General features: G+C 72.1%; 21 protein-coding genes. 13 read left to right on the forward strand and 8 right to left on the reverse strand.

The annotated features are described in order from the left end of the window. Positions 1 to 20: 20 nt before the first annotated feature. Entirely contained in the window at positions 21 to 797 is a 777-nt protein-coding gene (locus tag ABZ565_RS23470) for an SAM-dependent methyltransferase (RefSeq protein ID WP_361030136.1), read from the reverse strand. A 110-nt stretch (positions 798 to 907) separates the two neighbouring features. Further along, positions 908 to 2191 (reverse strand): phenylacetate--CoA ligase PaaK, encoded by a 1284-nt coding sequence (gene paaK / locus ABZ565_RS23475; protein ID WP_361030139.1) that lies wholly within the window; start codon positions 2189 to 2191, stop codon positions 908 to 910. 182 nt (positions 2192 to 2373) lie between these two features. Here paaK and ABZ565_RS23480 point away from each other — a divergent pair, with 182 nt between their 5' ends. Beyond that, positions 2374 to 3894: an alpha/beta hydrolase gene (locus tag ABZ565_RS23480; protein ID WP_361030142.1), complete on the forward strand. Its 1521-nt coding sequence runs from the start codon at positions 2374 to 2376 to the stop codon at positions 3892 to 3894. A gap of 19 nt (positions 3895 to 3913) precedes the next feature. Here the strand turns inward: ABZ565_RS23480 and ABZ565_RS23485 are convergent, their stop codons facing one another. Beyond that, positions 3914 to 5542, reverse strand: coding sequence for an FAD-dependent monooxygenase (locus ABZ565_RS23485; protein ID WP_361030145.1), 1629 nt, complete (start codon positions 5540 to 5542; stop codon positions 3914 to 3916). Between the two features lie 271 nt (positions 5543 to 5813). On the opposite strand from ABZ565_RS23485, the gene ABZ565_RS23490 reads away from it, so the two are divergent. The 7 genes from ABZ565_RS23490 to ABZ565_RS23520 all read left to right on the forward strand — a co-directional run bounded on the left by ABZ565_RS23490 (position 5814) and on the right by ABZ565_RS23520 (position 11113). Beyond that, on the forward strand, positions 5814 to 6935 hold the full coding sequence (locus ABZ565_RS23490) for a SchA/CurD-like domain-containing protein (protein WP_361030148.1): 1122 nt from the start codon (positions 5814 to 5816) through the stop codon (positions 6933 to 6935). A 70-nt stretch (positions 6936 to 7005) separates the two neighbouring features. Continuing rightward, complete coding sequence (locus ABZ565_RS23495) at positions 7006 to 7440, forward strand: cupin domain-containing protein (RefSeq protein WP_361030151.1); 435 nt, start codon at positions 7006 to 7008, stop codon at positions 7438 to 7440. Continuing rightward, positions 7437 to 8696 carry a beta-ketoacyl-[acyl-carrier-protein] synthase family protein gene (locus ABZ565_RS23500; protein ID WP_361030154.1) on the forward strand — a complete coding sequence of 420 codons (1260 nt, stop codon included), beginning with the start codon at positions 7437 to 7439 and terminating at the stop codon, positions 8694 to 8696. Before ABZ565_RS23495 ends, ABZ565_RS23500 begins: the two co-directional genes overlap by 4 nt. Next, positions 8696 to 9934, forward strand: coding sequence for a beta-ketoacyl synthase N-terminal-like domain-containing protein (locus ABZ565_RS23505; RefSeq protein ID WP_361030399.1), 1239 nt, complete (start codon positions 8696 to 8698; stop codon positions 9932 to 9934). The genes ABZ565_RS23500 and ABZ565_RS23505 overlap by 1 nt, the downstream gene beginning before the upstream one ends. A gap of 34 nt (positions 9935 to 9968) precedes the next feature. After that, positions 9969 to 10226: an acyl carrier protein gene (locus ABZ565_RS23510; RefSeq protein WP_073969087.1), complete on the forward strand. Its 258-nt coding sequence runs from the start codon at positions 9969 to 9971 to the stop codon at positions 10224 to 10226. Between the two features lies 1 nt (position 10227). Then, on the forward strand, positions 10228 to 10707 hold the full coding sequence (locus tag ABZ565_RS23515) for an SRPBCC family protein (protein WP_361030157.1): 480 nt from the start codon (positions 10228 to 10230) through the stop codon (positions 10705 to 10707). Between the two features lie 73 nt (positions 10708 to 10780). Further along, positions 10781 to 11113, forward strand: coding sequence for a TcmI family type II polyketide cyclase (locus ABZ565_RS23520; RefSeq protein WP_361030160.1), 333 nt, complete (start codon positions 10781 to 10783; stop codon positions 11111 to 11113). Between the two features lie 66 nt (positions 11114 to 11179). On the opposite strand, the gene ABZ565_RS23525 is transcribed toward ABZ565_RS23520, so the two are convergent. Further along, positions 11180 to 12241 carry a methyltransferase gene (locus tag ABZ565_RS23525; protein WP_361030163.1) on the reverse strand — a complete coding sequence of 354 codons (1062 nt, stop codon included), beginning with the start codon at positions 12239 to 12241 and terminating at the stop codon, positions 11180 to 11182. Between the two features lie 35 nt (positions 12242 to 12276). Continuing rightward, entirely contained in the window at positions 12277 to 13350 is a 1074-nt protein-coding gene (locus tag ABZ565_RS23530; protein WP_361030165.1) for a right-handed parallel beta-helix repeat-containing protein, read from the reverse strand. Positions 13351 to 13458: 108 nt separating this feature from the next. Between ABZ565_RS23530 and ABZ565_RS23535 the strand changes: the two genes are divergently transcribed. From ABZ565_RS23535 to ABZ565_RS23545, 3 genes are all read left to right on the forward strand, one after another. Further along, positions 13459 to 13866, forward strand: a complete 408-nt coding sequence (locus ABZ565_RS23535; RefSeq protein WP_361030168.1) for an ACT domain-containing protein — start codon at positions 13459 to 13461, stop codon at positions 13864 to 13866. Positions 13867 to 13978: 112 nt separating this feature from the next. Then, positions 13979 to 14479 (forward strand): hypothetical protein, encoded by a 501-nt coding sequence (locus ABZ565_RS23540; RefSeq protein ID WP_026171499.1) that lies wholly within the window; start codon positions 13979 to 13981, stop codon positions 14477 to 14479. A 143-nt stretch (positions 14480 to 14622) separates the two neighbouring features. Then, entirely contained in the window at positions 14623 to 14856 is a 234-nt protein-coding gene (locus ABZ565_RS23545; RefSeq protein ID WP_361030172.1) for a hypothetical protein, read from the forward strand. On the opposite strand, the gene ABZ565_RS23550 is transcribed toward ABZ565_RS23545, so the two are convergent. Then, complete coding sequence (locus ABZ565_RS23550) at positions 14832 to 17045, reverse strand: germacradienol/geosmin synthase (protein ID WP_361030175.1); 2214 nt, start codon at positions 17043 to 17045, stop codon at positions 14832 to 14834. The two genes, ABZ565_RS23545 and ABZ565_RS23550, sit on opposite strands and share 25 nt — an antisense overlap. 348 nt (positions 17046 to 17393) lie before the next feature. On the opposite strand from ABZ565_RS23550, the gene ABZ565_RS23555 reads away from it, so the two are divergent. Then, complete coding sequence (locus ABZ565_RS23555) at positions 17394 to 18725, forward strand: peptidoglycan recognition family protein (RefSeq protein WP_361030178.1); 1332 nt, start codon at positions 17394 to 17396, stop codon at positions 18723 to 18725. 87 nt (positions 18726 to 18812) lie between these two features. Here ABZ565_RS23555 and ABZ565_RS23560 read toward each other — a convergent pair whose 3' ends face one another. Continuing rightward, the gene (locus tag ABZ565_RS23560) at positions 18813 to 19949 is read right to left on the reverse strand and encodes an aminoglycoside phosphotransferase family protein (protein WP_361030181.1); all 1137 of its coding nucleotides are present in this window, start codon (positions 19947 to 19949) and stop codon (positions 18813 to 18815) included. A 231-nt stretch (positions 19950 to 20180) separates the two neighbouring features. On the opposite strand from ABZ565_RS23560, the gene ABZ565_RS23565 reads away from it, so the two are divergent. Beyond that, positions 20181 to 21677, forward strand: a complete 1497-nt coding sequence (locus ABZ565_RS23565; RefSeq protein WP_361030184.1) for a hypothetical protein — start codon at positions 20181 to 20183, stop codon at positions 21675 to 21677. A gap of 54 nt (positions 21678 to 21731) precedes the next feature. On the opposite strand, the gene ABZ565_RS23570 is transcribed toward ABZ565_RS23565, so the two are convergent. Then, positions 21732 to 23150, reverse strand: coding sequence for a SpoIIE family protein phosphatase (locus tag ABZ565_RS23570; RefSeq protein ID WP_361030187.1), 1419 nt, complete (start codon positions 23148 to 23150; stop codon positions 21732 to 21734). Positions 23151 to 23362: the final 212 nt, after the last annotated feature.

The following is a 23362-nucleotide window of genomic DNA, read 5'->3' on the forward strand; positions in this document are numbered from 1 at the left end:
GCACTCAGAGGGGCACACACCTATCCGCGGACGCGGCCGGCCCCCGCGTAGATGGTGTCGGGGATCTGCCCGTGCTCCGGTGCGGGCACGCCGTGCCAGTGCGGGGCGGCCACCAGGCCGGGTGCGACCAGGTCGAGCCCGTCGAAGAAGCGGGCCACCTCCGCACCGCTGCGCGGCTGCAGCGTGATGCCGCTCGACCGGTAGCGGGTCAGGGCCTCCTGGTGCGCGGCGAGGAAGTCCACCGTGAAGTGGGAGAGCACCAGGCAGCTTCCGGCGGGCAGCGCGTCGACGAGCGTGCGGGTGATGCCGTACGGATCGTCCTCGTCGGACAGGAAGTGCATCAGGGCGATCATCGAGAGCGCCACGGGCCGCTCGAAGTCCAGCACCGTACGGGCGTGGTCGAGGATCTTCTCCGGCGACCGCACATCGGCCTCCAGGTAATCGGTGACGCCCTCCGGCGCGCTGACGAGCAGCGCCTCCGCGTGCCGCAGGACGATCGGATCGTTGTCCGTGTAGACGATCCGGGCCGCCGGGTTGATCTCCTGGACGATCTGATGGAGATTCGGCCGGGTCGGGATGCCGGTCCCGATGTCGAGGAACTGGTCAATGCCCTCCCGCGCCGCCCAGCCGGCCGCCCGGTGCATGAAGGCCCGGTTCTGCGCGACCCCCACCTTCGCCGGCTCCGGCATCTGCTCGCCGAGTTCCTGGTCGACGGGGTAGTGGTCCTTGCCGCCCAGGAGGTAGTCGTAGACACGGGCCGGATGCGGCCTGCTCGTGTCGACCGGGCCTGCCGTCATGATGTGCTCCCCAACCCTCGGCCGGAGAAAACGATTCCTCCGACGGACAATGGCTCACGCGGGCTCATCCTGCCACAGCAACCCCGCCGGTCAGCGGGGGAGTTGGCCGGTCACCCGCGCTCGTCCACGATCCGCCGGAACTTGCCGACGGATCGCTCCAGCGTCTCCGGATCCACGATCTCGACGCCCACCGACACCCCGATCCCGTCCTTGACCGCCGCCGCGACCGACGCGGCGGCCGCCGACCGCTGCTCCGGTGTCGCGCCGGGCCTGGCTTCGGCCCGCACCGTCAGCACATCGAGCCGGCCCTCCCGGGTCAGCCGCAGCTGGAAGTGCGGCGACACCCCCGGGGTGCGGAGCACGATCTCCTCGATCTGCGTCGGGAAGAGGTTCACCCCGCGAAGGATCACCAGGTCGTCGCTGCGCCCGGTGACCTTCTCCATCCGCCGGAACACCCTGGCCGTGCCGGGCAGCAGCCGGGTCAGGTCCCGGGTCCGGTACCGGATCACCGGCATGGCCTCCTTCGTCAGCGAGGTGAACACCAGCTCGCCGCGCTCCCCGTCGGGCAGCACCTCGCCGGTGAACGGGTCGACCACCTCCGGATAGAAGTGGTCCTCCCAGATGTGCAGCCCGTCCTTCGTCTCCACGCACTCCTGGGCCACGCCGGGGCCCATCACCTCGGACAGGCCGTAGATGTCGACCGCGTCGATCGCGAACCGCTCCTCGATCTCCCGCCGCATCTCCTCCGTCCACGGCTCCGCCCCGAAGATCCCCGCCTTCAGCGAGGTCGTACGCGGATCGACGCCCTGCCGTTCGAACTCGTCGAGAATGGTGAGCATGTACGAGGGCGTCACCATGATGATGTCGGGCCGGAAGTCCTGGATCAGCTGCACCTGGCGGGCCGTCATGCCGCCGGACGCGGGAATCACCGTGCAGCCCAGCCGCTCCGCCCCGTAATGCGCCCCGAGGCCACCGGTGAACAGCCCGTACCCGTACGCCACATGGATCTTCTGCCCCGGCCGGCCGCCCGCCGCCCTGATGGAGCGGGCGACCACGTCGGCCCATGTCTCCAGGTCCTTCCCGGTGTAGCCGACGACGGTCGGGCGGCCCGTCGTCCCGCTGGAGGCGTGGACCCGGCGCACTTGGTCCTCGGGGACCGCGAACATCCCGAACGGGTAGTTGTCCCGCAGATCCGCCTTGGTGGTGAACGGGAAGCGGGCCAGGTCGGCGAGCGAGCGGCAGTCCTCCGGCCTCAGGCCCGCCCGGTCGAACGCGGCCCGGTAGTGCGCCACGTTCTCGTAGGCGTGGCGCAGGGTGGCCCGCAGCCGTTCGAGCTGAAGCGCCTCCAACTCGGTGCGGCTCATCCGTTCCGCCGTGTCCAGCAGAGCCGACATGTCGGGCCTCCCTCGTCCGTGCGCGCCGCGCGGGCGACCGATCATTCGGTCGCCTCCTCCGGGAGCAGTAATTCAGGATCTTGCACCGCCTGGCAAGAGGGGTGACGCATCCGGGCCGGAGCGCGAATACGCCCGTACCGAACACGGCTGCGTCACCCGGACGGCCCTGTTTGGATGGAGGCATGCCGACCTTCCACACGTACGACGGAACCGAGCTCGCCTATCACCTCGTGGGGGAGGGGGCACCGCTGATCTGCCTGCCCGGCGGTGCCATGCGGGCGAGCGCCTACCTCGGCACCCTCGGTGGGCTCGCGGACCGCCGGCAGCTGGTCCTCCTCGATCTCCGGGGCACGGGCGACTCCGCAGCCCCCGAAGATCCCGCCACCTACCGCTGCGACCGGCAGACCGAGGACGTCGAGGCCCTGCGCGCCCACCTCGGCCTCGAACGCGTCGACCTCCTCGCCCACTCCGCGGCCGGCGACCTCGCGGCGCTCTATGCCGCCCGGTATCCGCACCGGCTGCGCAACCTGGTCCTCGTCACCCCCACCACCCGGGCCGCCGGCCTTCCCGGCTCGGTGCGCGAATCCCGCGAGACGGCCGCCCTGCGCGCCTCGGAACCGTGGTACGAGGACGCGCTCGCCGCCCTGGAAGAGGTCTGGGCGGGCCGGATGGACGACGGACTGCGCGCCAGGACACGGCCGTTCATGTACGGCCGCTGGGACGCCGCCGCCCAGGAGCACGGCGCTGCCTCGCCCGCGCAGATCAACGCCGAGGCCGCCGCGCGGTACGCCGGGGAGGGCGCCTTCGACCCGGCCGCGACGGTCCCCGCCCTGCGCACGCTGGCGGCACCGGTCCTCGTGCTGGCCGGGGAGTACGACACCGTCAGCACGCCCGACGCGGCCGCCGGACTCGCCGCGCTCTTCCCGCACGCGGAGTTCGCCGTGCAGCGCGGCGCCGCGCACTTCCCGTGGATCGACGACGCGGGGGCGTTCGCCCGTGGCGTCGAGGCGTTCCTCGACCCGGAGGTGCACAGCGTCCGGGCCGGCGGGACACGGCTCGCGTACCGGGTGTGGGGCGACCCGGCCGCGCCGCCGGTCGTCCTGGCCCACGGCCGGTGCGGCAGCAGCGCCGACTGGGCCCATGTGGCCGCCCGGCTGGCCGCCACACACCGGGTGTACGCCTTCGACTTCCGGGGCCACGGGCTCAGCGACTGGCCCGGCCGCTACAGCTTCGAACTGTTCCGTGACGACTTGCACGGCTTCCTGGAGGCCCGCAACCTCGCCGGTGCCACCGTCGTCGGGCACTCCATGGGCGGGGCCGCCGCCTATCTGCTCGCCGAGCGGCACCCCGGGCTGATCGGCCGCCTGGTCATCGAGGAGGCGCCGCCGCTCATTCCGCTCGACCCGCCCCGCCCCGTGCCGCAACGGCCCGACGAGGAGCTGGACTTCGACTGGCCTGTCGTGCCCGCCATCGACGCCCAGCTCAACGACCCGGACCCGGCCGGCCGTGAACTCCTCGGCGAGATCACCGCCCCCACCCTCGTCATCAGCGGCGGTCCGAGGAGCCAGATCGCCCAGGAGGACCTGGCCGCAATGGCCCGCGCCATCCCCGGCGCGGAGCTCGTCACCATCGACGCGGGCCATCTCGTACACACCGAACGACCGGAGGAATTCCTCGCCGCGCTCCGGTCGTTCGGGGTCTGATCAGTGGACTGACGTCGCGTCAGTCCCGGTGCAGGAGTGTGACCAGGACGTCGTGCAGCGTGGCCTCGGCGTCCTCGGAGCCCGACTGCGTACGCCAGGCGACGAAGCCGTCGGGGCGCACCAGGACAGCGCCGTCCCGGCCCGTCCCGTGCGCCTCGGCCCAGTCCGCCCCGTCCTCCGGTTCCAGGTCGGCACCCGCACCGATGCCGAACGCGTCCAGCCGCACCCCCAGCCGGTCCGCCACCCGGGCCGCGGCCCGCCGCCACACCGAGTCCGCACCGTCCGCCAGCAGCACGAACGAGCGCTCGTACAGATCCAGGGTCGAGATCCGCTCCCCGGCCCGGCGCACCCAGAGGTGGGGCGCCCGGCTGCCCGGCTCGCCCGTCAGCCGCATCCCCTCCGGGACCACCGGTGCGTCCGGCGCCACGCCCAGCACGGCGCCCGCCGTGTAGCGGTAGCCCAGCGCCACGTTCAGCATCCCGCCCCGCTTGCCCCCGCCGACCGAAGGCGGGGGAGCGTAGCCGGGGTGGCTGTGCTCGTCGGACCGGGCCGACGCGCGCTCACTGGTCGCCCGGGCCACCGGCAGCCGCTCCTGCCCGTACGTCTCCAGCAGCCCCCGGCCCGCCTCGCCCCGCAGCACCGCCGCCAGCTTCCACGCCAGGTTGTGCGCGTCCTGGATGCCGGTGTTCGAGCCGAACGCCCCGGTCGGCGACATCTCGTGCGCCGAGTCACCGGCCAGGAACACCCGCCCTCGCGCGTACCGCTCGGCCACCCGCTCCGCCGCGTGCCACGGCGCCTTGCCGGTGATCTCCACGTCGATGTCCGGCGCGCCGACGGCGGTACGGATGTGGCGGGCGCACCGCTCGTCCGTGAAGTCCTCCAGCGTCTCGCCCCGCTCCGGCTGCCACGGGGCGTGGAACACCCACTCCCGCTCGTTGTCCACCGGCAGCAGAGCGCCCTCCGCCTCGGGGTTCGTCAGGTAGCACACGATGAAGCGCCGGTCGCCCAGCACCTCCGCCAGCCCGCGCGACCGGAAGGTGACGCTCACGTTGTGGAACAGGTCACCGGCCCCCGAACGGCCGATGCCCAGCTGCTCACGGACCGGGCTGCGCGGCCCGTCCGCGGCGATCAGGTAGTCCGCCCGCACCGTCGTGTGCTCACCGGTCTCCCGGTTCTTCAAGGTCGCCGTGACCCCCGAGGCATCCGGGTCGAACGTCATCATCTCCGTGGCGAAGCGCAGATCGCCGCCCTGCGCCCGGGCCCGCTCCAGCAGGACCGGCTCCAGGTCGTTCTGGCTGCACAGGCACCAGCCCGTCGGGCTGAACCGGGCGAGCGCCCCGCCCGGGTCGATCTCCTTGAACAGCCACTCCTGGTCCTCGCCGGTCAGCGAGCCGGCCTGGAGGATGCCGTGGTTGTCCGCCAGCACCGAAGCGGCCGCCCGGATGTCCTGCTCGACACCCGCACGGCGGAACACCTCCATCGTGCGGACGTTGTTGCCGCGGCCACGCGGATGGGTCGAGGTGGCGGAGTGCTTCTCGACCAGCAGGTGCTCGACGCCGAGCCGGCCGAGGAAAAGGGACGCGGACAGACCCACCAGCGAGCCGCCCACGATGAGGACCGGTACGTGGAGGTCGACGTTCTCGTTCATCAGTTGCTCCAGCTCCGACGCCGTACAGATGCTCTGTCCATGCCCGGGCGGAGCCGGGACAGAGCCCTTCGGACGCCTGCTCACCTGAACGGTTCATAAATCTCGCGTCGGGCGGACCAGCGTTTCACGATCGGTCACGGAGACGACGCCCTCGGTCCGGGGCGGGCCGTGCGCGACCGCCGGGAGCCCCCGTCCCGGCCCAAGTCGGCGGCCGGCGGCTCCGGCCGCTCTCCCAGCGTTCCTGCTCCCCACCGTCGAAGGAGTTCGCCAGATGACCACCACCCTCTCGGAACGGATCTCACAGTCCGCCTTCGACGGATCCCGGCTGCGCGTCGTGCTGCTGCTGGACCTGCACGACGGCGCCCAGAAGCAGTTCCTGGAGGCGTACGAGCACATGCGCAACCAGGTCGCGTCCATCCCCGGCCACATCAGCGACCAGCTGTGCCAGTCCATCGAGAACCCCTCGCAGTGGCTGATCACCAGCGAGTGGGAGAGCGCCCCGCCCTTCCTCGCCTGGGTGAACAGCGAGGAGCACGTCGCCACCGTGCAGCCCCTGCACAGCTGCGTACGCGACACCAGGTCGCTGCGGTTCAGCGTGCTGCGCGAGACCGGCAAGGGCTTCGAGGCCGTCCCCGACCCGGTCAGGGGCAGCCTCCAGACCTCTCCGCGCCTCGGCGACGGCGTCGTGCGCCACGCGCTCACCTTCACCGTGAAACCCGGCACCGAGGACATCGTCGCGAAGCTCCTCGCCGACTACGAGTCGCCCCGCTCCCGCGTGGACGACCACACCCGGCTGCGCCGCACCTCGCTGTTCATGCACGGCAACCGCGTGGTGCGCGCCGTCGAGGTCGAGGGCGACCTGATGGCCGCGCTGCGCCACGTCTCCCGCCAGCCCGAGATCCGCGCCGTCGAGGAGGCCATCAACCCCTACCTCGAACAGGACCGGGACCTCGCCGACCCCGACTCCGCCCGGATGTTCTTCACCCGCGCGGCCCTGCCCACCGTGCACCACGTCTCGGCCGGCCGCCACACCCCCGGGAGCCTGCACCGGCACGCCGTGTTCTACCAGGCCAAGGAGGGCTGCGGCATGGCCCTGGCCCGCCTCCTGGCCGGGCACGACGAGGAGGCCGCCGACGACACCGGCAGCCCCATCGACAGCAGCACCATCTTCCAGCGCGACGACGTCGTCGTACGCCTCCTGGAGGCGAGCGGTCCGCTCGACGCGCAACCCGCCCAGGCCCTCGGCATCCACGGCCCCGGCAAGGCGGCCCGCCTGGCCCGCCTCCTCGCCGGCGAGGCGAACACCGTCCCGGCCACCGACCAGGACGCCGCGCGCTTCCTCGCCCGGTCCGAGATGCGGCTGATCACCGACCGGCGCGCCGCCGATTCCTGAACCGCGCTCCGGCACCCCGGGCCCTCGCCCGACCCCACCGTGCGCCCCGCGCCCAGGAGGAGAAACAGACATGACCACCCACCGGCCACGCATCGTGGACCTCAGTGAGACCCAGCCCAACACCAGGCGCGGAGGCGACCTGCGCGCCATGCTCACCCCCACCGCGGTGGGCGCCACCAGCGGTTTCATGGGCCTCGCCCTCGTCGACCCCGGCGACCGCATCGGCGAGCACTACCACCCGTACTCCGAGGAGTTCGTGTACGTCGTGCAGGGGCACCTGGAGGTCGACCTGGACGGGGAGACGCACACCATGCGCCCCGACCAGGGCCTGCTGATCCCCCCGCACGTGCGTCACCGCTTCCGCAACGTCGGGGACACCGAGGCCCGCATGGTCTTCCACCTCGGCCCGCTCGCCCCCCGCCCCGAACTCGGCCACGTCGACACCGAGGTGACCGAGACCGCCGAGCGGGGCGCCCCGCCAGAACGAACCGAGGCCGCCTCATGACCCGGCGCGTGGCGGTCACCGGAGTCGGCGTCGTCGCCCCGGGCGGCATCGGGACCCCGGCCTTCTGGGACCTGCTCTCCAACGGCCGCACCGCGACCCGGGGCATCACCCTCTTCGACCCGGCGGGCTTCCGCTCCCGGATCGCCGCCGAGTGCGACTTCGACCCGGCCGCGCACGGACTGGACGACGAGGACACTGCCCGCGCGGACCGCTATGTGCAGTTCGCGATGGTCGCCGCCCGCGAGGCACTGGCCGACGCCGGTCTGGACCCGGAGCACACCGATCCCTGGCGGATGGGGGTCTCCCTCGGCACCGCGGTCGGCGGAACCACCCGGCTGGAGCACGACTACGTCGCCGTCAGCGAGAAGGGAGCGCGCTGGGACGTCGACCACCGCCGGGTCGGCCCCCACCTGGAACGCGCCTTCTCACCCAGCTCGCTGGCCTCCGCCGTCGCCGAGCAGGTCGGCGCCCACGGCCCCGTGCAGACCGTCTCCACCGGCTGCACCTCGGGTCTGGACGCCATCGGCTACGCCTTCCACTCCATCGAGGAGGGCCGGGTCGACGTCTGCATAGCCGGTGCGTCGGACTCCCCGATCACCCCGATCACCGTGGCCTGCTTCGACGCGATCAAAGCGACCTCCCCCAACAACGACGACCCGGAACACGCCTCCCGCCCCTTCGACGCACGCCGCGACGGCTTCGTCATGGGCGAGGGCGGAGCCGTACTCGTCCTGGAGGAACTGGAACACGCCCGGGCCCGCGGGGCGACGGTGTACTGCGAGATCGCCGGCTACGCCACCTTCGGCAACGCGTACCACATGACCGGGCTCACCCCCGAGGGTCTGGAGATGGCCGAGGCCATCAACCACGCACTCGGCCACGCCCGGATCTCCCCGCAGGACATCGACTACGTCAACGCGCACGGCTCGGGCACCAAGCAGAACGACCGGCACGAGACCGCCGCCGTCAAAAGGGCCCTCGGCGCGCACGCCCACAAGGTGCCGATGAGCTCCATCAAGTCGATGGTGGGCCACTCGCTCGGTGCGATCGGCGCGATCGAGATCGCCGCCTGCGTCCTGGCCCTGGTCAACCAGACGGTGCCCCCGACGGCGAACTACGAGTCCCCGGACCCGGAGTGCGACCTCGACTACGTGCCGCGCACCGCCCGCCCCCTGAAGCTGCGCAGCGTCCTCTCGGTGGGCAGCGGCTTCGGCGGCTTCCAGTCCGCGGTGGCCCTGACCCGAGGGAGGACATGATGAGCACCCGAAAGGCCCGGCGCACCGTTGTCACCGGCATCGGCGTCGTCGCCCCCAACGGCACCAGCACCGAAGCCTTCTGGAAGCGCACCCAGGAGGGCATGAGCGTCCTGGACCGGGTCACCCGCGAAGGATGCGAGGACCTCCCGCTGCACATCGCCGGCGAGGTCCGCGGCTTCGACCCGGTCGCGCTCATCGAGGAGCGCTACCTCGTCCAGACCGACCGGTTCACGCACTTCGCGATGGCCGCCGCCGACATGGCGCTGGACGACGCCCGGCTAGGCCGCGCCGACTACGAGGACCGGCCGTTCGGCGTCGGCGTGGTCACCGCGGCCGGCTCCGGCGGCGGCGAGTTCGGCCAGCGCGAACTCCAGCGGCTGTGGGGCCAGGGCTCCACGTATGTCGGCCCCTACCAGTCGATCGCCTGGTTCTACGCGGCGAGCACGGGCCAGATCTCCATCCGCGGCGGCTTCAAGGGCCCGTGCGCGGTGGTGGCCAGCGACGAGGCGGGCGGCCTCGACGCGCTCGCGCACGCCGACCGCTCCGTGCGGCGCGGCACCGACGCCGTCGTGGTCGGCGCCGCGGAGGCCCCGCTCGCGCCGTACTCCGTGGTCTGCCAGCTCGGCTACCGCGACCTCAGCGCCTGCGAGGACCCGACGCGCGCCTACCGCCCCTTCACCTCGGACGCCTGCGGCTTCGTGCCCGCCGAGGGCGGCGCGATGTTCGTGGTCGAGGAGGAGGAGTCGGCCCGCGAGCGCGGAGCCCGGGTCCGGGCGGAGATCGCGGGCCACGCCGCCACCTTCACCACGGCCGCCCACTGGGAGGAGTCCCGGGAGGGCCTCGCCCACGCCATCGAGGGCGCGCTGCGGGAAGCCGGCTGCGCCCCCGACGAGGTCGACGTCGTCTTCGCGGACGCGCTCGGCTCCCCGGCCGCCGACCGGGCCGAGGCGCTGGCGCTGGCCGACGCGCTCGGTCCGCACAGCCGGCGCGTCCCGGTGACCGCCCCCAAGACCGGCATCGGCCGGGCCTACTGCGGAGGCCCGGTCCTGGACGCGGCGGCGGCCGTCCTGGCCATGGAGGACGGCCTCGTCCCGCCCACGCCCAACGTCTTCGAGGTCTGCCACGACCTCGATGTCGTCACCGAGCGGGCCCGCCCCGCCGAACTGCGGACCGCGCTCGTGCTCAGCCGCGGCCTCATGGGCTCGAACGCGGCCCTGGTGCTCCGGCGCCCCGCGTGAGCCCGCCCACCCCCGTGCGAAGGAGAAGTCCCTCATGACCGAACGACTGACGTACGAAGAACTCGCCGCCCTCATGAAGAAGGGCGCCGGCCTCTCCGTCGACCCCAAGGAGATGGAGAACCGCTCCGACGCCGCCTTCGACGAGTACGGCCTGGACTCCCTCGGGCTGCTCGGCATCGTCGGCGTACTCGAGAACCGGCACGGGCAGCCGCTGCCGGCCGACGCGGACCGGTGCAAGACGCCCCGCGAGTTCCTCGACCTCGTCAACAACAGCCTCATGACAGGAGCCTGACGTGTCCGGACACACCGAGAACGAGATCGTCATCGCCGCCCCCCTGGACCTCGTCTGGGACATGACGAACGACCTGGAGAACTGGCCGCAGCTCTTCAGCGAGTACGCGGCCGTCGACGTCCTGGAACGGGACGGCGAGCGCACCACCTTCCGCCTGACCATGCACCCCGACGAGAACGGCAAGGTGTGGAGCTGGGTCTCCGAGCGCACCACCGACCGGCCGGGCCGTACCGTGCGGGCCCGCCGCGTCGAGCCCGGACCGTTCCAGCACATGGACATCCGGTGGGAGTACGCCGAGGTCCCCGGCGGCACCCGCATGCACTGGCAGCAGGACTTCGCGATGCGCCCCGACGCGCCGGTGGACGACGCCTGGATGACCGACAACATCAACCGGAACTCCAAGGTCCAGATGGCGCTGATCCGGGACAAGATCGAGCAGCGCGACCGCGAGGGCCGCTCCGCAGCCGTCCCGGCCAACTGACCCGCCGTCGCAGACCGGCCCCTCCCGGCCGCCCGGCCGGGACCCGGTCCGGGGCGGCAGAAAGGCACCACCCATGCACCACGCCCTGATCGTCGCCCGGATGGCGCCGGGATCCGCCCCGGACATCGCGGAACTGTTCGCCGCGTCCGACAACAGCGAACTGCCGCACCTGGTCGGCGTCACCCGCCGCAAGCTCTTCCAGTTCGGCGACGTCTACCTGCACATGATCGAGTCCGAGCGCCCGCCCGGCCCGGAGATCGCCAAGGTGACCGAGCACCCGGAGTTCCGGGCCATCAGCGAACGGCTCACCGCCTTCGTCAGCCCCTACGACCCCGAGACCTGGCGTGGGCCCAAGGACGCGATGGCCCAGGAGTTCTACCGCTGGGAGCGCGACGCCACCGCGTGACACGCGAAACCGCCCCGGTCCCTGCTCTTCGGCGGGGACCGGGGCGGTTTCGCGTACGCCCGGAGGTCAGTCCGGCACCACGCACTCGAAGGCGTGCAGATACGGGTTGACCGGCCGCACGCCGTCGATCCGCAGCCCCGCCTCGGAGAGCCGGTCCACCAGGCTCTGCCGGGTGTGCTTGGCGCCCCCCACGTTCAGGAGCAGCAGCAGGTCCATGGCGGTCGTGAACCGCATCGACGGGGTGTCGTCCACCAGGTTCTCGATGACGACGACCCGGGCGCCGGGCCGGGCCGCCCGGACGACGGCGGCGAGCGTCCGGCGGGTGCTCCCGTCGTCCCACTCCAGGATGTTCTTGATGATGTAGAGGTCGGCGGCGACCGGGATGCCCTCCCGGCAGTCCCCGGCCACGATGGACGCCCGCCCGGCCAGCGCGCCGCCGTCCCGCAGCCGCTCGTCGGCCCGGGCGACGACCCCCGGCAGGTCCATCAGGGTGCCGCTCACCGACGGGTGCTTCTCCAGCAGGCTCGCCAGCACATGCCCCTGGCCGCCGCCGATGTCGGCCACCGACGAGACACCGGTGAGGTCGAGCAGGGCGGCGACGTCCAGCGCCGACTGCACGCTGGAGGTGGTCATGGCCGCGTTGAACACCTGCGCCGACTCGTGGGCGTCCTGGTGGAGGTAGTCGAAGAACTCCTTGCCGAACACGTCCTCGAAGACGTTGCCGCCGGAACGCACCGCGTCTTCGAGGCGGGGCCACACCTCCCAGGTCCAGGGTTCGGTGCACCACAGCGAGATCGCCCGCAGGCTGTCCGGGGCGTCCTCCCGCAGCAGCCGGGACATGTCGGTGTGCGCGAAGGTGCCGTCGGCGTTCTCCGTGAAGACGCCGTAGCAGGCCAGTGCCCGCAGCAGCCGCCGTAGCGGCCCGGGCTCGGTCCCCACCGCCGCCGCGAGCCGCTCCGGGGTCTCCGGGGTGTCGCCGAGCGCGTCGGCGACACCCAGCCGGGCGGCGGCGCGCACGGCGGCGGAGCGGGCCGCGCCGAACACGAGCTCGCGCAGCCGCATCGCCGGCTGGGGGGTGGGAAGGGGCTGGACGGGAGTGGTGCCGGGGGTGGTGCTCATGGTGGTCATGCCGTCTCGCTTCTCCTCGTGCGGGGGGTCACCGGTCAGCACATCCCGGCCGGTGCGGAGGTCGTGCAGACATTGCCGGTGAACCGGTTGCCCGTACCGGTGTCCCGGTTCGCCAGGTCCGCGGGCCGGTTGCCGAGGACGACGTTGCCGCTGACGGTGTTGTCGGTGTTCTTCGCGCCCACGAAGCTCTTGAACAGCACGACGCCGCCCGACAGCGGGGTCGCGCCCACGTTGTCGCGGATCACGTTGTTCCGCACCTCGGTGGACGCGGTGCCGGTCAGCACGATCCCGGAACCCTGGATCGCGGGCAGCCGGTCGGTGGAGGCGCAGAACTTGTTGTTGCCGGTGATCCGGTTGGAGCGGACCGACATGGCACCGGCCTGCGGAGTGCCCTCGTCGCCCACGACGAACACCCCGCTGCAGTTGGCGGTGAAGGTGTTGTCGCGCACCGACAGGTTGCGCACCCGCCGCGCGGTGAACCCGATCCGGTTGTCGGTCAGCGTGTTGCCCCGGACCCGGGTGCCGCCGGTGTCGGTGGCGCCGCCCTCCTCGTCGACGCTGTTGGCGACGAAGACGCCCGCGTCCCCGTTGGAGCGGGCGGTGCTGTCCCGGATGTCGGAGCGGGTGGACCGCTGCTGCGCGATGCCCCAGACACCGTTGGCGTCGGCGGTCACCGCGCGGACGGAGAGCCGGTCGGTCCAGGACGCCCACAGGCCGCTGCGCGCGAATCCGGTGACGCGAAGGGACCTGACGGTCACCCCGTCCACGGTGTCGTCCGCCGTCCCCAGGACGCAGATCCCGTTGCCCGCACCCGCGCAGTCGTCGCCGGAGGCGGCCCGGCCGGCCGCGGGCATGATGACCGTGTCGTCCCCGGAGCCGCGCAGGGTCAGGCCCGGCGTGCTGATCCGGACGCTCTCACGGTAGGTCCCGGGCCGGACGACGATGGTGTCCCCGGGCCGTGCGGCGTCCACCGCCGCCTGGATGGACTGCCCCGGTGCCACGACGCGCGCGCCGGCCGCGATGGCCGGCACCGACGGCACCGCCGCGGCCAGTCCGGCGGCCGATGCGGCTGCGATGCTCACGAGGCGTGTGATGTGTCGTTTCCTCATGAGCCGAAGCTATGGGCGATCCCGCCCCGGTGCCACGCACGGTGACCGGTTGGACGCGGGACGTGCCCGAATGGCTCACGCCGGCGCCCCCTCGGTAGCGTGGTGGCCGTGACAGCCGAAAGCGATCTCCGTGTCCTGCTGAGCGACCTGAGGCCCGAGCGGCACCCCGGCCGGTACGTCTACGCCACCGTGGCCGACGGCATCCTGCCCCACGGTGTCGCACCCGTCGTCACGGTCCGCGAGAGCGAAGGGCTCACCCTGGTACTCCCCGAGGCCGAGGCCGCGGCGGCCGGTCTGACGTACACCTATGTCGCCGGCTGGATCACCCTGCGGGTGCACTCGGCGCTGGAAGCGGTGGGGCTGACCGCCGCCGTCTCGCTCGCCCTGACCGACGCCGGGATCAGCTGCAACGTGGTGGCGGGGTTTCACCACGACCACCTCTTCGTGCCGTACGAGCGGGTGGACGAGGCCGTCGCCGTGCTGGAACGGCTGGCCACGGAGTCGCGTACCGGGTGAGAGGTGTGCACACGAGGGGAGCGCGCGGTGCGCGGAGGTGTGCCTCGGGCCTGTGCATATGCCGGTTCGGGCCCGGCTCGGCGAGGTGAGCCAGGACACGTAACATATGTGCATGTCCTTCCTCCGCCGCCGCAGCGCCGCCACACCCGCGGGCCCCGACTTCGACGTCCTGGCCATGGACCCCGGTGACTGGCCCGGCAACCTCGGCGCCGGTCTGCTCCCCGCACCCGACGGCAGCTGCCAGGGTGTGTTCCTCCGGTACGACCTGTTCGGCGGGCGCGGCCCGGCGATGATCATCGGCAACCTGCCGGAGGGCTCACCCGCGCGCGAGACCGAGGAGGGGCAGGTCCCCTTCGAGGTGGCCCAGCTTCTGCTGGCGCTGGAGAACGACGAGCCGGTCGAGGTCACCGGCACCGAGGACATGCCCGTCATGCAGGGCGACAACCTCATGATCGTGCGCCGGGTGAAGCTCTCCGAGAGCCGCATCTCCTGCGTGCAGTTCGACCGCAGCGACGGTGTGCTCGTCACCATCGCCAGCTGGGACCGGCCCATCACCGACGACCTGTACGCCCTCCTCAAGCCGCTGCCCGCCGAGCTCTTCCAGCAGGGCTGAGCACACCACGGTCACCGGGCCGCACCGGACTTCTGGCATCTTCCGGTATGGCGCGAGACCCTGCCCATCGGGGGCGGCGCCCTCGGCGCGAGCATCTGGGGGCCCCTCGCATCCGAGCGCATCACCTTCAACGAGATGACGCTGTGGACCGCCTCGACCCCGGTCTGCGCACCGGCTCCTGCGGGCAGCTCCAGGAGTGGAAGGCCGACCGGGACGACCCGGCCGACCCCCAGTGGGCCGGGGGCGCGGCCCGCCGTGTGGTACTCACGGCCGGCCGCACCCGTACGGCGACGGTACGCGCCACGCTCTTCACCGGCGGTACGAAGACCTTCCGGGCCCGCGCCGGCGGGCGCTACACGTTCACCCCCGACAGCTGACCGAACAGCGTCGCCACCATCGCCGCCGAAGTGCCCAGCCCCGTGGGACCGTTGAGGTGCCACGGGGCGCCGGTGCCCCGCCGCAGATCCTCCTCGCGGTAGCGCCGGCAGCCCCGGTGCCAGATCAGGATCCCCGCGATCCAGTGCTTCAGCTCCTGCACATAGCCCGCCAGCGTCTCCCTGGCCTCCGCGTCCAGACCGAAGTCGTCGTACAGCACGGGCAGTTCGTGCTCGGCGACATGGAGGAACTGCCGCAGCCGCGACTTCATCAGGTCGTAGAGGATCGCCACCCCCGTCGAGTAGTCCACCCCGAAGAAGTTCTGCACGACCAGGACGCCGTTGTGCACCTCGCCCTCGTACTCGATCTCCTTCTGGTAGGAGAACAGGTCGTTGAGCAGCGCCGCGTAGTCGGCGGCCGCGTTCTCCAGGGAGCGCAGCGGCCCGCTCTCGTAGATCTCCCGCGGCACCTTGCGGCCGTGCCCGATCCGGCACAGGCTCATCGTCAGGTCCGAGCCGAACGTCATACGCCGCATCTCGACGTAGTCCACCGGGTCGGGGATCCGGTGCTGCGCCTGGTTCGCCAGCTCCCACAGCCAGCTCTCCGTCATGTCCTCGACGGACTTGCGGAACGCGCGCCGCCCGGCGTCGTCCATCGGCCCCGCCGTACGCTCCCAGAGGTCGCCGAGCCCCCGTTCCAGCGCGTTGACCGGCTCCGGCGCGGGGCTCCCGTCCAGCGGCATGAACAGCGACAGGCGCTCGTTGGCCAGCCGGGCCCCCGCCAGATCGCGCGACCGGCCGTGCACCACCGGGAACCAGTCGTCGCCGTACGTCCCCCACGCCAGCCACCCCGAGGACAGGTCGAGCCCGTCCGGCGTCGCGTCCGGGTGGATACCGGCCGCGCACAGCGGCAGGTCGATCGCCCGCAGCCGCTCCTCGTCCCAGATGTGCGAACCCGGCACCCCGGGCTGCGGACCCAGGATGCCCATCCGGTCGGCCCAGACCACCAGCCGCTTCCGCGCGCCCTCCAGATGCGGGCTCAGCGTCGTGTCGAACGGCAGGTCGAAGTCGGGCAGCACGGACGGGCCCACGTGCTGGAAGAGCGCATGGCTGTGGCTGCGCAGCCGGGCCGACTCGGACCGCCGGGTGAAGCGGATCGACGCGGCGGACATCCCGAAGCCCGGTTCGGCCTCGCCGGCGCCGCCGTCGTTCATGTAGCGGCTGGAGCGCATGTGCCACTCATGGCCGCCGGACTGCCAGTCCTGCAGCCCCTTCACGTACGCCCCGACCGCGGCCGTCTGCGCCGCGTCCAGGCCCTTGGCCGCGCAGAGCGGGGCCACCTCGGTCAGCGCGGTGTTCTCGAACTGCTGGAGCCTGGAGGTCAGCAGGTCGTTCACCGCCTCGGCCGCCTCCTGCGTCGAGCAGTCGAGGAAGCGTTCGAGCACCAGCACCCCGTTGCTGTTCTCGCCCTCGTCCTCCACCTCGCGCTGGTACGAGAAGAGGTCGTTGCGCAGATGGACTCCGTCCGAGAACGCGTCGCGCAGCACCCGCAGCGCCCGCTCACCGGCCACCGCCTCCGGCACCTCGGCGCCGGCCGCGTACTCCACGAGACCGGCCGACCACGGGGCCCCGCCCACCTTGCGGCGCATCTCGATGTACTCGACGGGGTTCGCGATGCGGCCCTCGTTGATGTTGGCGAGTTCCCACAGCGACTCGTTGAGCAGGTTCCGCGTCGACTCCGCGAACCGGACCCGCCACGCGTCGGACATCGCGGGCACCGTACGCGCCCACAGATCCGCGAGCCCCGCTTCCACCGGGTTCTCCGGCTCGGGCACCGGCGCGCCGCGCTCCATCGGCATGAACGCGGGCAGCCGGTCCAGATACCGTTTGCCGCCCTCGCGGTCCGGGGTCCGTTTGAACAGCTCCAGGAAGTGGTCGTCGAAGAAGAAGACCCACACGTACCAGTCGGTGACGAGCGACAGCGCCTCCGCCGGGCAGTCGGGATGGGTGTACGCGCACAGCAGCGCGTAGTCGTGCGCGTCGAGGTCCTTCTCCTCCCAGATGCCGGACCCCTCCAGCATCCCCATGGCCCGCGCCCACGTCTTGGTGTGCTGCCGGGCCGCCTCCACATGGGGGTTGAGACGCGCCGGATACGGAACATAGAAGTCCGGCAGGGTGAACGGCTGAGCCATGTGCGTCCGGCCTTTCCGAGAGCCATAGCGTGGGTACCACGCGCATCGGTCCTGTCGGCGCCAGCACTACCCTTGGTCCGTTCGGGGCACGCACGGCCGCGAATAGTCACACCGCAGAGCGCCCGTTCGAGGGACACCCGTGCCGGTCCGGGCTCGTAAAACCCTGGTAACGCGCGATCGTCACGCCCCCGCCGCTTCCTGCCCTTCGCAGGTCACAGGCCCTGTCAGTGGTCTGGTCCAGTGGCTCAACGCGCGGCTCCCCCCGGACTCTTGACGCTCCTTCACGTCAGGTCACAGAGTGTGCGCGCACGCCCGCAACGGCTCCACCCGGCTCTACGAAGGGTTGTCATGACGTCCAAGCAGAGGACCAGGCTCGCACTCGCCTTCACCACCGCCGGGGCACTGAGCCTCGCGCTGCTCAGCCCGGCCGCCCAGGCCGGCGCCGACGGGGTCCGGCCCGAGTGCCCGCGCGGTCTCGCCTGCGACTGGGTCCCGGCCGCCTACCAGCAGACCGGCGACCCGGCCGACAAGGAGACGTACGGCAACTACGACACCGCCGACCGGCCGCACACCAACAAGATCAGGTTCATCGTGCTGCACGACACGGAGGAGGACTTCGACACCACCCTGAAGATCTTCCAGAACCCGCTGAAGCAGACCTCGGCCCACTACGTCGTACGCTCCGCCGACGGCCACGTCACCCAGATGGTCAAGAACAAGGACGTCGCCTGGCAGGCCGGCAACTGGTACGTCAACAGCCACTCCATCGGCATCGAGCAGGAAGGCGTCGCCGTCGACGGCGCCCAGTGGTACACCCCCGAGATGTACCGCTCGACCGCCGCCCTCGTGCGCTACCTCGCCGCCGAGTACGACATCCCCCTCGACCGCCAGCACATCATCGGCCACGACGGCGTCCCGCCCACCAGCGCCGCCGGCACCAAGAACATGCACTGGGACCCGGGCACCTACTGGGACTGGAACCACTTCATGGCGCTGCTCGGCAAGCCCACCGTGCCCACCGCCCGTCCCGGCAGCCAACTGGTCACCGTCAGTCCCAGGTTCAAGGACAACAAGCAGGCGTTCCGCGACTGCGAGAAGAAGGTGGACCTGCCGGTCCAGGGCTCCAGCGCCGTCCCGCTGCACACCGCGCCCTCGGACGATTCGCCCCTCTTCTCCGACCCCGGCATCCACCCGGACGGCTCGCCCGGCACCAACTGCGCCGCCGACTGGGGCAGCAAGATCAGTGCCACCCAGCAGGCCGTCGTCGCCGGCCACGCCCCCGGCTGGACGGCCATCTGGTGGTACGGCGAGAAGGCGTGGTTCCGCACCCCTGCCCACACCCGCACCACCGTCCCCACCTCCGGCTACGTCGTCCGCCCGAAGGCCGGCAGGACGGAGGTCCCGGTGTACGGGGTGGCGTACCCGGAGAAGTCGGAGTACCCGGCGGACTTCGCGGACCAGCGGGTCGGCACGCCCCTCCAGTACACGATCAAGGCCGGCCAGTCCTACCCCGGCGGCGGCGAGGCGCCCACCGGCTTCTTCTACGCACCGACGATCGACGCCTCCTACCCGCTGGACCACGCGTACTTCAAGGGCAAGGAGAAGTACGTGACGGTCCAGATCGGCCACCGCGTCGCCTTCGTCAAGGCGTCCGACGTGGACATCGTCCGCGCCCGCTGAGGCCAGGAGCCGGCACGTACACAACAGCGCGCCGCGGGCCCGGTGTGTCGGCACCGGACCCGCGGCGCGCCCCGTGGGGCCGGCCGGTCAGCGCGTGCCGACCGCCGCCCGCACGGCGTTCCGGGCCATCGCGCAGTCGTCGTGCAGCCGGCGCAGCAGCAGCCGCTGCTCCTCGCCCGGGGCGAGCGCGCCCGGCCGCTCCGGCACGGCCCGGGCGGGCCCGGCCTCCCGCATGGCCCGCTGCACGGCCGTCTCGTACCGGCGGATCTCCCGCGTGAGCACGAGCATCAGGTTGACCAGGAACGCGTCGCGCGCCGCCGGACCGGCGACCTGCGCCAGCTTGCTGATCTCGCGCCGGGCCACCGGCGCGTCACCCAGCACCGTCCAGAGCGTCGCCAGGTCGTACCCCGGCAGATACCAGCCCGCGTGCTCCCAGTCCACCAGCACCGGCCCCGTGGGCGACAGCAGGATGTTGGAGAGCAGTGCGTCCCCGTGGCAGAACTGCCCCATCCCCTGGCGCCCACCGGAGTGGGCGATCCCGTGCAGCAGCTTCTGCAGGTCGCCCAGGTCCCGGTCGGTGAAGAGCCCCAGCTCGTGGTAGCGGGCGATCCGCGCCGCGTAGTCGAGCGGCGCCTCGAACAGGCCGGCGGGCGGACGCCAGGCGTTCACCCGGGCCACCGCCCCGAGCACGGCCCGCAGGTCCGCGCGCGGCGGCGCCTCGGCAGGGTGGCGCGTCAGGGCTGCCACCCGGCCCGGCATCCGCTCGATGACCAGCGTGCAGTTCTCCGGGTCGGCGGCGATGAGCCGGGGCACCCGGACCGGCGGGCGGTGCCGGACGAACGCCCGGTATGCCGCTATTTCGTGCCGGAACCGCTCCGACCACGCGGGGGAGTGGTCCAGTAAACACTTCGCCACGGCCGTCGCGCGCCCCGTGGAGCCGACCAGCAGCACCGAACGTCCGCTGCGCCGCAGCACCTGCACCGGATTGAACTCCGGGCAGATCCGGTGCACGGACGCGATCACCATCCTCAGCTGGGCGCCCTGGGGACCCGACAGGTCCAGCCGGCCGCCGAGCGAGGGGACGCCGGGCCCTCCCGGCCGCCTGGGCCGCCCGATGCCGGGGGCCGGGACGGTGGCGCGAGGGTCGAGATACGGTCCGCCGCCCGCCTGGAGGGGACGCAGCGGCCGGGGCGGGGCGGACACGGAGGACGATGCTGTGTACATGGGCGATACAGATCCCTTCGTGCGCCGACAAGTTGCGTGCGCCACCCCGGCCGGCGGCCGTTCGGCACCCTGGGGAGTACCTAGGGCTGCCGGGCGGGGTTGCGCTTTCCTACCTGACACCGGCGCGCGGGTGTCTCTCGACATAGCGCACCCTGGCGAACCCTGGCGAATAGTCGAAAGGCATCTGACACGGGGTTACTGTCAACACAGCCGAGAACCTGGGGGCTTGACGTGACCGGAGAACCCAACACCCGCCTGTCGGACCTGTTCGGCCTTGCCGGCTGGTCCAAGGGCGAACTCGCGAGAATGGTGAACCGGAAGGCGGCGGCCATGGGCCACCCCCAACTGGCCACCGACACCTCGCGCGTGAGGCGCTGGATCGACATGGGGGAGTCCCCCCGTGATCCCGTGCCGAAGGTGCTGGCGGCTCTGTTCACCGAGCGGCTCGGCCGTGTCGTGACCATCGAGGACCTCGGGTTCGGCCGGCGCGGGCGTGTGGGGAAGCGGCGAGAGGCCGGGACGCAGGACAATCCCGAGCAACTCCCGTGGGCGCCCGAACGGACGGCAGCGGTCCTCACCGAATTCACGGGAATGGACCTCATGCTCAACCGACGCGGCTTGATGAGCGCGGGCGCCGTGCTCACCGCCGGCTCCGCCATCGCCGGCCCCATGCACGACTGGCTGCACACCGACCCCGTACTGGCGGCCGACGCCCCGCGCGCCGGCGACCCGGTACACGCGGACCCCGCGGGCTTCGACCTGTACGAGGCCGCCCCCGTCGGCTCCGAGGAGATCGAGGCGCTGGAGCGGTCCGTCGAGGTCTTCCGCGCCTGGGACGCGTCCCGGGGCGGCGGACTCCAGCGCAAGGCCGTGGTGGGCCAGCTCAACGAAGTGGGCGGCATGCTCTCGTACCACCACCCCGCCCACCTCCAGAAGCGGTTGTGGGGCGTCGCCGCCAACCTCGCCGTCCTGGCGGGGTGGATGTCGCACGATGTGGGCCTCGAACCCACCGCGCAGAAGTACTTCGTCATCGCCGCGCACGCGGCCCGCGAGGGCGGCGACCGTCCGCGCGCGGGCGAGGCACTGTCCCGGGCGGCCCGCCAGATGGTCCACCTGGGCCGTCCCGACGACGCGCTGGACCTGATGAAGCTCGCCAAGTCGGGCTCCGGCGACAGCGTCCTGCCGCGCACCCAGGCGATGCTCTGCACCATCGAGGCGTGGGCGCAGGCGTCCATGGGCCGGGGCCAGGCCATGCGGCGCACGCTCGGCCGGGCCGAGGAGCTCTTCGTCTCGGACAAGACCGACGTGCCCCCGCCCAGCTGGATGCAGATGTTCGACGAGGCCGACATGCACGGCATGCAGGCCCTGGCCTTCCGTACGCTCGCGGAACACGAGCCCTCGGCGGCGGTCATCGCCCAGCGGCACGCGAAGCAGGCCCTGGAGCTGCGGGTCAACGGGCGCCAGCGGTCCAAGATCTTCGACTACATCTCACTCGCCTCGGCGTGCTTCATCGCCGACGACCCGGAACAGGCCGACCGCTACGCCCGGCTCGCCCTGGTCACGATGGGGGAGACCTCCTCCCACCGGACCTGGGACCGGCTGCGCGAGATGTACCGGCTGACCGGGCAGTTCTCGGGCTACGCGAAGATCGAGGACCTGCGCGAGGAGATCCAGCTCTCCATGCCGCCCAGCCGGGGCGGCAAGAAGCCGAGGAGCGCCGAGATCTGAGGCGTCCCGGGACGCGATGAGCAGCGGGCTCCGCCGAGGGCGGCTGCCGCTTCCCTACGCCCCGACGCGGGCGATCAGCACGCACGCGTCGTCCAGCCGCTCGGTCCCGCCGAACGCCTCGACGACGATCCGTACGCACTCCTGCGCCGAGCCGGCCTCGGCGAAGCGCGGGGCCAGCCCCAGCAGCGCCTCCGTGCCCGGGCGCGCACCACCGTGCCCGGCGTCGTCGCGGGCCAGTCCGTCGGTGTGCAGCACCAGCACGTCGCCGGGCAGCAGGTGCGCCTCGTCCTGCTCGTAGGCGACTCCGGAGGCCGCTCCGAGCAGCACGCCGTCCGGCAGGGGCAGCGGGCGTCCGGTGCCGTCGCGGAAGAGCAGGGGTGCGGGGTGTCCGGCCTGCGCCCAGTCCAGGGTGCGCGTGGCCGGGTCGAACCTGCCGCACACGGCGCTGCCCAGGGCCGGCTGAATGGAAGTCTCCAGCAACTGGTTGAGGTGCCCGAGGAGGGCGCCGGGTTCGATGCCGGCCATCGCCATGCCGCGCACCGCGCCCATCACCACCGCCATGGCGGAGGTGGCCTGGACGCCGTGGCCGGTGAGATCGCCGACGGTGAGCATCGTCCTGCCGTCAGGCAGCTCCATGGCGTCGTACCAGCCGCCGCCGACCAGGGCGCTCGTCTCGGACGGCAGGTAGTGCGCGGCGATGTCCAGGGTGCCGGGACCGTGGTCGGGGAGCCGGAGGGAGGTCTGCCACGGCGGCAGGACGGCTTGCGCCGGCTCCGCCGCGGCCCGGTGTCCGGTCTCGGCGTCGGGCTGTTCACGGCGCAGGGTCTCGTGGGTGCGGCGCACCACCCGCTGGCTGCGCCGCAGCGCGCTGACGTCGCGCAGGACGGCCCACATGGATGCGGTGCAGCCGTCCGTGTCGAGGACGGGCTCGCCCATCATGTGCAGGGTCCGGACGCGCCCGTCGGTGTGCCGGATGCGGAACTCGCCGTCTATCGGCTTGCCGTCCACCAGGCAGTCCGTGACGAGCGCGGTGAGTAACGGCTGGTCCTCGGCCAGCAGCCGGGAGGGCAGGGCGTCGAGCGAGAGCCCGCCCGCCTCCGGGTCCCGGCCGAAGATCCGGAACAGCTCGTCGGACCAGCTGACCTCGTCGGTGAGCAGATTCCACTCGGCGCTGCCGACCCGGCCGATCAGGGAGCCGGCGGGCTCGTCGGCGGGCTGTTCGGAGGGCTCCGCCGGCAGGCCGTCCCGGAGCTGTCCCAGCTGCGCGCCCAGGTCGTCCAGGTGGTGCACCGCCAGCTCGCACAGCGCCCGCTGCCAGCGCGTCCGCGGGTCGTCCTCGTCCACGCGCACGGCGTCGCGCCGCACCGCGTCCACGTCGCCGCGCAACCGGCGCGTGCGGTGGATCAACGCGTCGACGGCATCGCGCTCGGGCGGCTGCGGGGCGGAGCGGTCCGCGGAGAGGGGGGACGGCATGTCGTACTCCGATACAGGGCGGCACAACCAGTGACGAAGGGTGGACCGCATACGACTTTCGCACAGCCGGAAGAGGCCCGTAAGTGGTTTGGCAACACTCGATGCGTTCTTGCATCCGGCATATGCCAGCGGCTGACTGTAGCCCATGCTTTTCGAACAGCCTTGCTGTTCACGGTGGTTGACGCAAGTCGCGGCGGGTTGTCCCGTACGGG

The organism is Streptomyces sp. NPDC016469 (assembly GCF_040632905.1).
Taxonomy (GTDB): Bacteria; Actinomycetota; Actinomycetes; order Streptomycetales; family Streptomycetaceae; genus Streptomyces.

Bases quoted from the DNA above. Each gene is read 5' to 3' on its own strand.
- ABZ565_RS23470 (WP_361030136.1), bottom strand. From the start codon at position 797: ATGACGGCAGGCCCGGTCGACACGAGCAGGCCGCATCCGGCCCGTGTC.
- paaK (WP_361030139.1), bottom strand. From the start codon at position 2,191: ATGTCGGCTCTGCTGGACACGGCGGAACGGATGAGCCGCACCGAGTTG.
- ABZ565_RS23480 (WP_361030142.1), top strand. From the start codon at position 2,374: ATGCCGACCTTCCACACGTACGACGGAACCGAGCTCGCCTATCACCTC.
- ABZ565_RS23485 (WP_361030145.1), bottom strand. From the start codon at position 5,542: ATGAACGAGAACGTCGACCTCCACGTACCGGTCCTCATCGTGGGCGGC.
- ABZ565_RS23490 (WP_361030148.1), top strand. From the start codon at position 5,814: ATGACCACCACCCTCTCGGAACGGATCTCACAGTCCGCCTTCGACGGA.
- ABZ565_RS23495 (WP_361030151.1), top strand. From the start codon at position 7,006: ATGACCACCCACCGGCCACGCATCGTGGACCTCAGTGAGACCCAGCCC.
- ABZ565_RS23500 (WP_361030154.1), top strand. From the start codon at position 7,437: ATGACCCGGCGCGTGGCGGTCACCGGAGTCGGCGTCGTCGCCCCGGGC.
- ABZ565_RS23505 (WP_361030399.1), top strand. From the start codon at position 8,696: ATGAGCACCCGAAAGGCCCGGCGCACCGTTGTCACCGGCATCGGCGTC.
- ABZ565_RS23510 (WP_073969087.1), top strand. From the start codon at position 9,969: ATGACCGAACGACTGACGTACGAAGAACTCGCCGCCCTCATGAAGAAG.
- ABZ565_RS23520 (WP_361030160.1), top strand. From the start codon at position 10,781: ATGCACCACGCCCTGATCGTCGCCCGGATGGCGCCGGGATCCGCCCCG.
- ABZ565_RS23525 (WP_361030163.1), bottom strand. From the start codon at position 12,241: ATGACCACCATGAGCACCACCCCCGGCACCACTCCCGTCCAGCCCCTT.
- ABZ565_RS23530 (WP_361030165.1), bottom strand. From the start codon at position 13,350: ATGAGGAAACGACACATCACACGCCTCGTGAGCATCGCAGCCGCATCG.
- ABZ565_RS23540 (WP_026171499.1), top strand. From the start codon at position 13,979: ATGTCCTTCCTCCGCCGCCGCAGCGCCGCCACACCCGCGGGCCCCGAC.
- ABZ565_RS23550 (WP_361030175.1), bottom strand. From the start codon at position 17,045: ATGGCTCAGCCGTTCACCCTGCCGGACTTCTATGTTCCGTATCCGGCG.
- ABZ565_RS23555 (WP_361030178.1), top strand. From the start codon at position 17,394: ATGACGTCCAAGCAGAGGACCAGGCTCGCACTCGCCTTCACCACCGCC.
- ABZ565_RS23560 (WP_361030181.1), bottom strand. From the start codon at position 19,949: ATGTACACAGCATCGTCCTCCGTGTCCGCCCCGCCCCGGCCGCTGCGT.
- ABZ565_RS23570 (WP_361030187.1), bottom strand. From the start codon at position 23,150: ATGCCGTCCCCCCTCTCCGCGGACCGCTCCGCCCCGCAGCCGCCCGAG.